Annotated in this window: 9 protein-coding genes and 1 tRNA gene; 7 read left to right on the forward strand and 3 right to left on the reverse strand. The window is 64.7% G+C overall.

Annotated features, from left to right (window positions below; translation table 11 throughout):
• Positions 1-4 precede the first annotated feature (4 nt).
• The 5 genes from ABB55_RS18635 to ABB55_RS18655 all read left to right on the forward strand — a co-directional run bounded on the left by ABB55_RS18635 (position 5) and on the right by ABB55_RS18655 (position 5,084).
• Positions 5-1,471 carry a sensor histidine kinase gene (locus ABB55_RS18635; RefSeq protein ID WP_054360144.1) on the forward strand — a complete coding sequence of 489 codons (1,467 nt, stop codon included), beginning with the start codon at positions 5-7 and terminating at the stop codon, positions 1,469-1,471.
• A 149-nt stretch (positions 1,472-1,620) separates the two neighbouring features.
• The gene (gene fdxA, locus ABB55_RS18640) at positions 1,621-1,959 is read left to right on the forward strand and encodes a ferredoxin FdxA (RefSeq protein ID WP_054362163.1); all 339 of its coding nucleotides are present in this window, start codon (positions 1,621-1,623) and stop codon (positions 1,957-1,959) included.
• A gap of 647 nt (positions 1,960-2,606) precedes the next feature.
• On the forward strand, positions 2,607-3,206 hold the full coding sequence (locus ABB55_RS18645; protein ID WP_054360145.1) for a CarD family transcriptional regulator: 600 nt from the start codon (positions 2,607-2,609) through the stop codon (positions 3,204-3,206).
• 381 nt (positions 3,207-3,587) lie between these two features.
• Positions 3,588-4,454, forward strand: a complete 867-nt coding sequence (locus ABB55_RS18650) for an RNA polymerase factor sigma-32 (protein WP_054360146.1) — start codon at positions 3,588-3,590, stop codon at positions 4,452-4,454.
• 288 nt (positions 4,455-4,742) lie between these two features.
• Positions 4,743-5,084, forward strand: a complete 342-nt coding sequence (locus ABB55_RS18655; RefSeq protein ID WP_054360147.1) for a hypothetical protein — start codon at positions 4,743-4,745, stop codon at positions 5,082-5,084.
• A gap of 312 nt (positions 5,085-5,396) precedes the next feature.
• Here ABB55_RS18655 and ABB55_RS18660 read toward each other — a convergent pair whose 3' ends face one another.
• On the reverse strand, positions 5,397-6,602 hold the full coding sequence (locus ABB55_RS18660) for a lytic murein transglycosylase (RefSeq protein WP_140943478.1): 1,206 nt from the start codon (positions 6,600-6,602) through the stop codon (positions 5,397-5,399).
• An 80-nt stretch (positions 6,603-6,682) separates the two neighbouring features.
• On the reverse strand, positions 6,683-7,327 hold the full coding sequence (locus ABB55_RS30440; RefSeq protein ID WP_160321269.1) for a DUF3885 domain-containing protein: 645 nt from the start codon (positions 7,325-7,327) through the stop codon (positions 6,683-6,685).
• An 803-nt stretch (positions 7,328-8,130) separates the two neighbouring features.
• Between ABB55_RS30440 and ABB55_RS29875 the strand changes: the two genes are divergently transcribed.
• Entirely contained in the window at positions 8,131-10,701 is a 2,571-nt protein-coding gene (locus ABB55_RS29875; protein ID WP_152982100.1) for a tetratricopeptide repeat protein, read from the forward strand.
• A 60-nt stretch (positions 10,702-10,761) separates the two neighbouring features.
• Here the strand turns inward: ABB55_RS29875 and ABB55_RS18675 are convergent.
• Positions 10,762-10,838 (reverse strand) — tRNA-Arg (locus tag ABB55_RS18675).
• 326 nt (positions 10,839-11,164) lie between these two features.
• On the opposite strand from ABB55_RS18675, the gene ABB55_RS18680 reads away from it, so the two are divergent.
• The gene (locus ABB55_RS18680) at positions 11,165-12,241 is read left to right on the forward strand and encodes a hypothetical protein (protein ID WP_152982101.1); all 1,077 of its coding nucleotides are present in this window, start codon (positions 11,165-11,167) and stop codon (positions 12,239-12,241) included.
• Positions 12,242-12,303: the final 62 nt, after the last annotated feature.

Genomic DNA, 12,303 nt, shown 5'->3' on the forward strand with positions numbered 1-12,303 from the left:
GGCGATGGGCGAGGCCGGAACGGCAGGGCAGAAGAGATCGCCGGGCTGGCGCAGTTCCGTCCGCCTGCGCCTCATGGTGCTGGCCGCCCTCACCGTGGCGGCGACCCTGACCGTTGCCGGCATCCTGCTCGTCGTCGCCTTCGAGCGTCACCTGGAGCGCCGCCTCGGGCTCGAACTCGATACCCGCTGGACCCAGCTGGCCGCCGCCCTGACCATCGACGGGACCGGCGCGGCGCGGCTCTCCCACGATCCGGGCGATCCGCGCTACGATCAGCCCTATAGCGGCATCTACTACGAGATCGGCAGCCCCGGCCGCGGCGAGGTGCGCTCGCGGTCGCTGTGGGATGCGGAACTCGGCCAGACCGCGATCGACGCCGCGGTGGCGGCCGGCGAGCCGATCGAGGTCGACGGCCCGAACGGCTCCGTTCTCTATCTCCTGTCCAAGCCGGTCAGCGTCGCCCATGCGTCCGGCGAGCGCAGCTATACGCTCTCGGTGGCGATCGACCATGCCGAGATCGAGACGCTCGCCAGCGAGTTCGCCGCCGACGTGCGCAATGCCCTGATCGCCATCGCGCTGGTGCTTCTGGCCGGCACCTGGGCGCAGATCTCGCTCGGCCTCGGACCGCTCGCCACGCTGCGGCGCGAGCTCGACCTGATCCGGCGCGGCGCCAAGGAGCGCATGGAAGGCACCTTCCCGGACGAGGTCGGGCCGCTGGTCAGCGATCTCAACAGCCTGCTCGACCGCCAGGACGATCTGATCCGCAAGGCGCGCGAGCGGGCCGGCACGCTCGCCCACGGCCTCAAGACGCCGCTGACCATCATCCAGGCCGAGGCCCGGCGGCTGCAGCGGTCCGGGGCCACCGAGGCGGCCAAGACGCTGCGCGATCAGGTCGCCGCGATGAACGGCCATGTCGAACGCGAGCTGTCGCGCGCCCGCCTGCAGGGCAAGGCGGTTGCGGCCGGCCACGCCACGGCGGTCGCCGACACGGTCGGCCGCATCGTGGCGCTGGAACGGCGCATGCCGCGCGGCGGCGAACTGGACTGGATCATGGAGGTCGATCCGCGGCTTCGGGTGCGCATGGACGCCGACGATTTCGGCGAGGTGCTCGGCAACCTGCTCGACAATGCGCGCAAATGGGCCACCGGAACCGTCCGCATCGCCGCGACGGAGACCGACGGGACCGTCAGCCTGTCGGTCGACGACGACGGCCCCGGCATTCCGGCGGACATGCGGCTCGCGATGATGGAGCGCGGCACCAAGGCCGGCGCCGAGGTCGAGGGCTCCGGCCTCGGTCTGGCGATCGTCACCGACGTGCTCGAAGCCTACGAGACCGGCCTGCATCTGGAGACGGCACCGTCCGGCGGGCTGCGCGCCCGGTTCGAGATCGAAGGCTGCGCCGCATCGACGCCGGCAACCGAAGCCGTCATGCCGGTCCGCGACCCGGCGGCGATCCGGCCCGCGGCAGAGTGACGCCGGCCCGCCGCGCTCGCGCCGGCCATTCCGCAGCGTCGCATATCGCGTCTCTCCGCGCCGTGCTTGCGCTCCGGCGCATCCTCGGCTAACCGATCGGAGATCCGCCCGGTGCCGTGGCGCCGGCCGACCAGGACGTGGAGACGCGCATGACCTACGTGGTCACCGACAACTGCATCAAGTGCAAGTACACCGACTGCGTCGAAGTCTGTCCGGTCGACTGTTTCTATGAAGGCGAGAACATGCTCGTCATTCATCCCGACGAGTGCATCGATTGCGGCGTCTGCGAACCCGAGTGCCCGGCCGATGCGATCAAGCCGGATACCGAGCAAGGCCTGGAATCCTGGCTGACGGTCAATGCCGAATATGCCGCCAAGTGGCCGAACATCACCTCCAAGCGTGATGCCCTGCCGGATGCGAAGGAATGGGACGGCAAGCCGAACAAGTTCGCCGAGTTCTTCTCGCCCGAACCCGGCGAAGGCGACTGAGCCGACGCGGGGCGAGCGCGTCCCGGCTGCGATCCGGCGGCGTGGCCCCGGAATGGGTCATGCACCTTATGCATGACCGGATGGCTGCATCCAGTCTTGTGCATGCCTGAGGCCCATCCCATGTGCGGTCGGGCGGTTCGGTGCCGAAAGCGCCGTCTCGCCCGGCGCAGCGGGCCGGCGATCGCCGAATGCCGTGCCGAAATCACGAAAATCGACGTGACGCAGCGAGATGCGCGTCGGTTCCGGACGCGGCCCGTCCCGGGCCTGTCCGGCAGGGTTCCAACCGAACGGTCAAAATCGCTGTCGTATCGCTTTGATTTGGACGCGTTTTGTGGTAAAGGTCACACACAGTCGAATTTTCCCCTCCGGCAATCTCCCCTAGGGAGTTCACGCATGATCGGCTTGAGCGAAGAAATGGCTCGGCGGAACGTCGATATGCGTTGTGATGTTCGGTGGTGGGTGTCTCGCAGGACCGGCTGAGATTTCTAAGATCGACCCGTAACCGGTGACGGCTTCCTGCCGAAGCCGGCTTTCGTGTCGTTGCTACCGGTCCGTGCCTCCTCCGGGGGCCGCGTGATCGGGGGGACTGTCCTCAGGATCATCCGGCGGGGCGCCGGGCGGTCGACATGCGCAGGAGTGATGGGCGTATGGCCACCAATACGAAGAAGACGTCGCAGACCCGCCAAGGATTCAAGGCGGGAGAGCACATCGTTTACCCCGCCCACGGCGTTGGACAAATCACGTCGATCGAAGAACAGGAGATCGCGGGGTACAAGCTCGAACTGTTCGTCATCTCCTTCGAGAAGGACAAGATGACCCTGCGCGTCCCGGTCCCGAAGATCGCCACCGTCGGCATGCGCAAGCTGTCCGAGCCGGATGCGGTCAAGAAGGCCCTGGAGACCGTCAAGGGCCGCGCGCGCGTCAAGCGCACCATGTGGTCCCGCCGCGCCCAGGAATATGAAGCCAAGATCAATTCCGGCGATCTGATCGCCATCGCCGAGGTCGTGCGCGATCTCTACCGGGCCGACAGCCAGCCGGAACAGTCCTATTCCGAGCGCCAGCTCTACGAGGCGGCGCTGGACCGGATGGCGCGCGAGGTCGCGGCGGTCAATCGCATCTCCGAGACCGAGGCGATCCGCCAGATCGAGTCCAATCTCCTCAAGAACCCGCGCCGCAACGCCAAGCCGGCGGAAGGCGAGGCCGAGGTCGAGACGGAGTTCGAGGACGAGCAGGAGGAGGCGGCCTGACCGGCACCTCACGACATCGTCACGCGAGACAAGAAAAGGCCCGGGCGTTCCGGGCCTTTTTCATGTCCGGGGCCTTGTTTCGCTCCGGGCGCGCTCCGATATCGTCAATAGGGGATAACGCTTAGGCCACGTCGACCCCGCAGGCTTCGTCCTGCGCGGTCTTGGGGTGGCGGCCAGGGTTCGTCTCGATGCCGCCGGCGGCTCGAGGGCGGATGGCGGCGGAAACGTCACCGGCACGCCCGAAACCGGTGTGCCTGGAGGCAACCTGCGGCGAGGCTCTGCGTTTCCCCTGGGACGGCGCGGTCCGCCGATGGCGGCTGATCCGGAGTCGTATCGGCGCCGTAGGCAGTCGGTACGCCGCTCGGAGGAAGGAGAGGCCCGATGACCCAGGCGATGAGTGCCCGGCGCCAATTCGTCAAGGCCGCGATGGCGGCGCCCTACCTCACGCGCGAGGAGGAGCACGAACTGGCCGTGCGCTGGCGAGAGACCCAGGACCAGGCTGCCCTGCACCGGATGACGTCGGCCCATATGCGCCTCGTCATCGCGCTGGCGTCGCGGTTCCGGCATTTCGGCCTGTCGATGAACGACCTGATCCAGGAAGGCCATGTCGGCCTCCTGGAGGCGGCCGCCCGCTTCGAGCCGGATCGCAACGTGCGCTTCTCGACCTATGCGACCTGGTGGATCCGCGCCTCGATGCAGGACTACATCCTTCGCAACTGGTCGATCGTGCGCGGCGGCACCTCGTCGGCGCAGAAGGCGCTGTTCTTCAACCTGCGCCGCCTGCGCGCCCGGCTCAACCGCGGCGTCGAGCAGATGCCGGTCGAGACCCTGTTCGCCGAGATCGCCGAGGCCGTCGGCGTCTCCACGGCCGATGTCGAGCTGATGAATGCGCGCCTGTCGGGCCCGGATTCCTCGCTCAACGCGCCGGTCGTCGAGGCCGACGGCAACGGCGCCGACCGGCAGGACTTCCTCGTCTGCGACAAGCCGCTGCAGGACGAGACCGTCGGCGAGCGCATCGACGGCGAACGCCGGGTGATGTGGCTCCGGCGGGCGCTGGCGGTGCTGAGCGAACGCGAGCTGCGCATCGTGCGCGAGCGGCGCCTCGAGGACGAGGGCGCGACGCTGGAGGCGCTCGGCGCGAAGCTCGGCATCTCCAAGGAGCGCGTGCGCCAGATCGAGAACCGGGCGCTCGAAAAGCTGCGCGCCGCGCTCCTGCATCAGGAACCTGACCAGGCCGCCTTCGGCTGACCGCCGGCCCTGCCGGTTGCGCCTCGCGACCCCGGCTGCACCTCTTGGACCCGGCTGCGTCGCCCCATCCCGGGCGGCCTGGCCGGGGTGCGCCGTCCTGGCGCGCGCTTTTCCGCCCGGCCCGCGGCGCCGCCCGAAGACGAAAATCGACGCAATATTGTTTCTGAACGGTTTCTTTAAGGGCATTCAGGGTCGGTTCCGGCGGCCGCCGCTAGTCTCCCAGCATCAGGACGCGCCGACCGATCCGATGGGGAAAGGTCCGGCCTCGAGCCCTCCAGGAGACCCGCCATGACCCGCAGCGCCGCCCTTGCCCTGACCGTTCTCGCGCTTTCCGCCGCCGCCACGCTGACCGCCGGCCCGGCCGCCGCCAAGGCCTGCACCAACGGTGTCTGCGCCTCCAGCACGGACGACGGCCGCACCGTCAACGTCTACCTGTCGACCCAGCTGATCGGCGTGACGCACTACAATGTCCGCCGCAACGGCAACCAGTTCGAATCCAAGGGCTTCTTCAACTTCCAGGCCCGCAAGGGCTTCAAGCAGAGCTACCACGTCCAGGCCTGCCGCCGCGGTGGCTTCCTGCAGAAGTCGACCTGCACGCCCTGGGCGAATTTCCACCACACGACCGATTGATGCCGGCGAAACCGGCCGCACCGGCACGGAACCGGCCAAGCTGGCGAAGCCAGCCAAGCGGGCGAAGCCAGCCAAGCGGGCGAAGCCAGCCAAGCCGGCACCGAGCCAGCGAAGCCGGCGAAGTCCGCCAGGGTGGCAGGCGCGGGTCCTCGGGGCCCGCGCCTTTTTTCTCTCACCCGACGGCGGGGCTCATACCAATAGCCCGGGATGCCGACGCATCGGGCCGTTGAAGCAACGCGAATGTCTCATAGGCGTCAGAGGCATGAGACATCCGCGTATCGAACACCGACGATCATTCCATCGCCGTCGGGATCAGCCGCCGCGCAGCCGTTCGATCAGGTCGGCGGTCGGGTAGCTGTCGGCCGGCAGGCCGTAGCGCATCTGCGCCTGCTTGACGGCGCTGCGGGTGGCGTTGCCGATCCGCCCGTCCGGCTGCTCGCGCGAGAAGCCGCGGCGCACCAGCAAGCCCTGCAATTCGCGCACCTGCTCGGTGGTCAGCGGCGTGACGGGGCCGTTGCCGGGCGAGACCGGCGGCGCGCCGGACAGCCGCGTCGCGTAGTAGGCGGCCGTGGTCGCGTAGACGAAGGCCTTGTTCCAGCCGAGGAAGGCCTGGAAATTCGGATAGGCCAGGAAGGCCGGCCCGTTCCGTCCCATCGGCAGCAGCAGCGAGGCCGGCTGGCCGTCCGCCGGCAGGCTGCCATGGGCCGCCGCGACGCCCCAGCGCGCCCATTGCGCGCGCGGATGCCGGATCGCCAGATCGGCCTGGTCCCAGGGCAGGTCGGCGGGCACGCGCACCTCCTGCAGCCACGGTTCGCCGCGCTTCCAGCCGAAATGGACCAGCAGGCTCGCCCCCGAGGCCAGCGCATCGGGCACCGAATTGATCACGTCGCGCCGGCCGTCGCCGTCGAAATCGACGCCGCTGCGGTCGTAGTCGGTCGGCGTCATCATCATGTGGCCGGCCTCGCCGGCCCAGTCGCCGACCATCTGGCCGGGCGTCAGGTCGCCCTTCTCGACGATGCGCAGCGCGTCGATCAGCTCCGGGCGGAAGAAGTCCGGCCGCCGGCAGTCATAGGCGAGCGTCGCCAGCGAGGTGAAGATCGGATACTTGCCCTTGTCGGAGCCGAAATCGGTCTCCAGCCCCCAGAAGGCGACCAGGACCGGCGCTGGCACGCCGAATTTCTGCTCGATGCGGCCGAGCAGCGCCGCCTGGCTCTTCAGGAGCGCGCCGCCACGGCTCATCCGGTCGGCCGAGACCATGCGGCCGGCGAATTGCAGAAAGGTCTGCTGGAACACGCCCTGGCCGCGGTCGCGCTTGACGATGCCCGGATCGAACTGCACCGGCCCGAGCGCGGCCTGGATGGTGGCCTGCGAAATGCCCGCCGCCGCCGCCTCGCGCCGGACCCCGTCCAGCCAGCGCGGAAAGTCCTGCCCGTTCTGACATTCCGGCCCGGCAAAAGCCGGCGAAGCCGCCATCAGGCCGAGCGCCACGCCCGCCGCTGCCCATTTCCTCGCAATCATCGGCATCTCCCGTCGCGTCCGAATCGTCCGCCGGCTTACCGGCCGAGTGTGGCGGATCTCCGCGCGGCGCGGGCCCCCGATCACAAACCGTGCGGATGGGCCGAGAGCCAGGGCCGGTAGCGTTCCCGCGCGGCGGCCTGCGCCGCGGCGTCCGGCCAGAAGAGGTCCGCGCCGCCGTCATAGGGCGCGAAGACGGCCCCGGTGTCCGCCGACATGAACAGGGTCGGCGCCTCGTCGCCCGCGGCGACGAGCAGCAGCAGCGGATCGAACGCGCCGGAATGCCAGGTCACCGGCCGCGCCATCACGGTCCACCGGATCGGCTGGTCCGGATCCTCGTCCACGATGAAGTCGAACGCGACGGAGAGCCCCCAACGCGAAACCGCCGCCGCTCGCCTCGCCACGACGGTGTCCGGCGTCCCCCCGTCCGGCGCCTCCCAGAAGCTCTGCACCAGAAAGGCCGCGCCCCCCTCGCGCAGCAGATCGCCGGCGACCGCATTCTGCCGCCGCAACAGCTCCGCCCGATCCGCCGCATCCGCAGGGTAGCGGCGCGATTCCGGCAACGAGTGAATCCGAACCCAATGCGGCGCCTCGGCCCACCGCATCATGAAGCCCAGCGGCCTGAGCCCGCCGTGCCAGCGTTCCCAGGCGTCTACAAAGTCTTCGTTGGTCGAGGTCGCGGGCATTGTGTCTCGCAGGATCACCGGATTCGCGAACCGGGCCGCCATGGCAGTGCAGCCAACCAGGACTCAGGCACGAAATACGGAACCGACAATCAGATATCTGGTCTCCCGGAAGGGATCCGAGTGCTTGACCTGCGGTTCAGGACACCGTTGCTCTACCCTGTTGAGCGACAGGGCGGTCCGGTTGGGTGCAAAGCATGACACCGGCCGCCCTGCAGCATCCGGATCGGCGGCGATGCGTCGGCTGGAGAGGGCAGCCGCTACCGCCTCTCACCTGATGCCGTCCAGCCAGCGCGGAGAGTCTTGCCCGTTCTGACATTCCGGCCCGGCCGGAGCCGGTTAAGCCGCCAGAAGCCCCATCGCCCCCAGTACCTCGCCTCGCCCGAATCGCAATCTATCCAAAATCCCAAATCGCATGCCCGTCCAGCCGTTAGCCGAAAAATGTGGCCGATCTCGGTTGCATGAGCGGCGATGTGGGGGAGGTCGCGATGGCGACACCTTCGGGTATATCTCATTCAGGCCGTCCGCTTGTCCCTTGGATAACATGCAAGATCTACCAGCCAAGTCTCCTTCGCGCCTGAAAGAGTTTCAAAGCGTCAATTTTGACGAAGTTATTTTTTGATTTGCAGCAGAGTTCTTCTGTCGCCGGCCTTGATGGCTATATCACTTGCCGAAGCGGCGCCCCTATGGCTAGTCGGTATCAACGGAGTCTTACTGTACAATAAATGGTTGCAGGGGCAAAACTTTACGACTAAGATTCACCCGACTAAGCGACGATGATTGTTTTTTGATTATCGTGCAAACTAATCAAAAGACAATCAGTATAATCATATGAAGAGACTGAACAAATGTACCCAATATTCTTCTCGGTATCGAGTCTCGATATTTTATTTGCTGAAAGGGTTTGGGAGAATTTCCCTGCCGACTGGATCTATCTTTACTCGAAATCTGGCGAGGAGGGGGTTCATATGTGGGACGAAATATCCCAACGGGAGCTCCCAAAATCAAAAGTATTCGTCATTTTCTGGAGTGAACATTATTTTGCTGCGACGGGGTGCGTGCGGGAGATTTTGCAAGCTCGCGATTTGGTCACTCAAGGCGCAGTTCGTCCAGTGGTGCTCCGGCTCGATGATACTCCAATTTCGTGGAGCAGTGATATCAGCACGGAAATTAAACCAGTGTTTGATGCGCTGCGGGAAATGCTCGCCTATCGCACATCCTCTTCTCGAGTAACGGAAGCGAATGCAATTGAGATTGTTGGACGAGCCGCAGAACCGATCCTGCAGTCGCAGCATCCGATTTGGCCGCGGCATGACATTCTAACGACGATGCGTCGGGCGGTCCAAAAAGATAGGTTTACGACCTATCCTGCGGTTTGGGTCTCAGGCTTCAACGGTGTTGGACGGGAGACCATCGTTAGAGAGTTCAACAGAACTTTCGTACCCAACGGGCGTGGTGTGTTAATTGACATCAACGAAGCGACTCTGCCACGAGAAGCGTTCTTGCGTATTTCGAGCGAGGCGTTCGGTGCCGATATCAATCGATTGACGCAGATCGCATCGGAATCTACTGAAATTGATGCAAACGCAGTTGCTGCGACTGTTCAGTCGGTTTTTGAGCGCGGCGACTATGTAATCTTCCGCCACCACCGAATTGTCGAAGAGAATGTCGAGTTGCCTGAGTGGCTGGATGATGTCGTCAACGCGCTGTCGCCTGCCACCCGTTGCAAGGTATTCATCATCTCCCAATTGCCGCTGCTAGCAGAACGTCGAACTCGGTGTCAATTTTCGATGATTGCTCAACGCGTGCCAACCGTCGACGAACACAATCTGGAAGAATTTTGCGCACAGCTAGTGGGGTACTTCGATCAAGTCCCTACGCGTTGGACGGATGCTGAAATATCAAGGGTTGTTCAGGCGTCCTGTGGCGCGCTTGGGTTCTTAGTCTCTCTTGTTCGATCCGCTTCGAACCTCGTTGATCTTGACCAAATCGATGATCTCGCCGCGACCGGTAGTGCGCGAATAGCCGATGCTATTTCGGTTTATATCCGGTGGGCATTCGCTGAATTGAGCGGACAAGATGATGAACAGAAGGCACTAATATTCCTCAATGATGTAACTCCATGCCACATTGAAGATCTTCAAAAGGCAATCGTTCCAAAGCGCCCTATTGCACGCGTATTGGGACGGCTTTCGGATCTTGGGCTGGTGGAACGCGAAATTGAGGGTGTCTATCGACTGACGCCACTTCTGGCCAACAGGTTAAATCGCAGTTTAATCAAAGATGACTTGGTCCGCTGGCTTGAAGGAGCTCTAAGAGATTTCGCTTCCAAACCAATAGAAATCAATGCTGGAGGTGGAGTCGATGAGCATGAGTTCCTTCGCCTGGAGTCACGTATCCAAGCGGGTCTTCTTACCGATGAAAGCAACATACCAAGTGTTGTAAGGGTTTTCGTTTCGGCGACTCACTGGTTTCAGGCTGGAATACGCCTTTATCATAGGAGGCATCATGAGGCAGCTTATCGATTTTTAAAGAAAGCCTATTTGCAACGGGCTGAATTTACAAATATATCCCGAGTTGAGATCATTCGCTATTTTTGCTTAAGTGCGACGCGGAATCAAAAATACCTCGAAGCGGAAGCGTGCATCAAGCTTTTGGAGGGAGTTCATGTTACAAAATCTATGGCAGCTTTCTTACTGGCTGACCTTTATGAATATAAGCATGAATTTGTAGAAGCGGTAGGCGAGTACGAGCGTGCGCTTAAACTGAATACTGGCAAAGATAGTCGTTTGGAGCGCACATATCGACCGCTTATTCGTTGTATCCTCGCTACTAGTAGGCCGGATTTTAGAAAGGCGGAACGGCACGCACTTGCATATATTAAGCTTCGGCGGACTGTTTTTAGTTTATCAAGTTTGGCTCGTGTCTATCTCAATTGGAAGTACAGATCTGGTATGGATAAAGAGCCACCCAAAGATATTGATGGTCGAATTCTCAATGTGTTTAAAGATTTAGAATCGCATCCTGGCGTTGGCAGTGCCTATTACGAGTTGAGAGCCGAGGAAGCAGAGTTTAGAGGTGATTTTCCGCTGGCGATTGATTGCATGGACCAAGCAGTTGCAGCCGATGGGCGTTTTCAGTTACGTAGCGAGCGTTGGCGTCTGATGGTCAGATCGGGTGACAGGGGTATCGCTCTACAGGTATTACGTGAGTTAGACAATGCGCGCAACGTGGATGAACTGCGAAGTAACTGGTCGTTGATCGTGTCGAGCTTGGCGGGGAGTTACGTGCGAGCTTTACAAATTACTGGTGGCCCAATTTCCAAGGTTAATGCGTTTGCACCAGAGCTATCATCTGATGAAATGGGGCGCATTATCGGTCAGAGTAACCGGCAGGCAACAAGAGTATTGTCAATTTGAATTGAGGTGATCTTGGCATTTCGAAAAATAAAACAATGTCGCACTATTAAAATTGATATCTGGTCTCCCGGAAGGGATTCGAACCCCTGACCTACGGTTTAGGAAACCGTTGCTCTATCCTGCTGAGCTACCGGGAGGACCGGGGTCGGTGCATAGCATGATTCCGGGCGCTGTGCAGCATCCGGATCGGGGCGGGGCGCCGGTGGGGGTGCCGATGGGGGTGTAGCTCCGGCGTGGCGGCGCGGACCCCGGGGGCGGGATGGGGCTGCCCGAAGGTTGCTGCGGGAGCGTCACAATCATGCCGAAGGCGGGTGCCAGCCTGACCGGGTCGGTGCGGGTGCGGGCCAGTATGGCGGTTTTCGGCGGGTATCAGAGGAACGGGCGACAGGGCGCCCGACAGGGAGGCCGGCGGGGCGCCGGCGGGCGCGGGCCGGCATGGCTGGCGGCTGCCGGCCTTGTCGCCTTGCCGTCCGTGGCGATGTCGCCGGCGGCGGCCCTGGCGGACGAGGATCCCTGCCTCGGCGGGGACGGCGAGGCGGTTCGGGCGGTGCGGGCGCTGTCGGGCGACGGTTTCCGGCTCGACGACGGGCGCGTGGTACGGCTGGCGCTGGTCGCCGCGCCGCGGATTTCGCGGCCGGCGTTCCCGGCGCATGGCGCCGCCACGATGCCGGAGGCGACGGCGGAGAGGGGGATGCCGGACGCCGCGCTCGACGCGGCGGGCGAGACGGACCGGGCCGCGGGGGCGGACGGCGCCGAGGCCGACGACGAAGCGGGCGGATCCGCCGGAGAGATGCCGCCGCGGGATCAGGACGGCGCCGGCGCGGCCGACGGCAAGGGGCGCGGCCGGGCGGCCGGCCCCGGCGGGCCGGAGGGCGATTCTGCCGGCCTCGCGGCCGGTGCGGGCCTGATGGCGGGCGCCGATCCGGTCGAGCGGGCGGCGCGCGGGCAACTGGCCCGGCTGGTCGAGGGGCGGGATCTCCGTCTTTATGGCGGCCGCCTCGACCGGCACGGCCGGACAGTCGCGCAGGCGGCCGATGCGGCGACCGGGCAGGGGATCGCGGTGGCGCTGGCGGCCGCCGGCGCGGTGCGGGTCGTGCCCGCCGAGCGGGTGGTGCCCGCCGAGCGGGGCGGGACCGCCGGTCGCGGTGCCGGCCGGGACGGGGCCTGCCTGCGGCACCTTCTCGCGGCCGAGGCGACGGCACGCGCCGCCGGGCGCGGGCTCTGGGCGGCGCCGGCCTTCGCGGTGCGCCGGGCGGACGATCCGGCGCTTGCCGCAGCGGCGGGCAGCTATGTGCTGGTCGAGGGCAAGGTGCTCTCGACGGGACGCTCCGGACCGAGGCACTATCTGAATTTCGGCACGGATTTCCGCAGTGACTTCACGGCCGTCATCGACGATAAGGACATGGCTCGGTTCACCCGTGCCGGCGTTGGGCCGGCGGCCCTGAAGGGGCGGGTGGTCCGGCTTCGGGGCTGGCTCGGCGACCGCGACGGCGGATTCATGCGGCTGGGCCTGCCCGAGGAGATCGAATGGGTGCGCTAGGGCACGTTCCGGCCGGGCTTCCGACGCTCGGCCGATCCGGATTGGCCCCGACGGAAATCGCG

This window comes from Prosthecodimorpha hirschii (assembly GCF_001305515.1).
GTDB classification, from domain to species: Bacteria; Pseudomonadota; Alphaproteobacteria; order Rhizobiales; family Ancalomicrobiaceae; genus Prosthecodimorpha; species Prosthecodimorpha hirschii.

Coding starts and splice junctions, on each gene's coding strand:
- ABB55_RS18655 (WP_054360147.1), top strand. CDS start 4,743: ATGACCCGCAGCGCCGCCCTTGCCCTGACCGTTCTCGCGCTTTCCGCC.
- fdxA (WP_054362163.1), top strand. CDS start 1,621: ATGACCTACGTGGTCACCGACAACTGCATCAAGTGCAAGTACACCGAC.
- ABB55_RS29875 (WP_152982100.1), top strand. CDS start 8,131: ATGTACCCAATATTCTTCTCGGTATCGAGTCTCGATATTTTATTTGCT.
- ABB55_RS18650 (WP_054360146.1), top strand. CDS start 3,588: ATGACCCAGGCGATGAGTGCCCGGCGCCAATTCGTCAAGGCCGCGATG.
- ABB55_RS18645 (WP_054360145.1), top strand. CDS start 2,607: ATGGCCACCAATACGAAGAAGACGTCGCAGACCCGCCAAGGATTCAAG.
- ABB55_RS18660 (WP_140943478.1), bottom strand. CDS start 6,602: ATGATTGCGAGGAAATGGGCAGCGGCGGGCGTGGCGCTCGGCCTGATG.
- ABB55_RS18635 (WP_054360144.1), top strand. CDS start 5: ATGGGCGAGGCCGGAACGGCAGGGCAGAAGAGATCGCCGGGCTGGCGC.
- ABB55_RS30440 (WP_160321269.1), bottom strand. CDS start 7,327: ATGGCGGCCCGGTTCGCGAATCCGGTGATCCTGCGAGACACAATGCCC.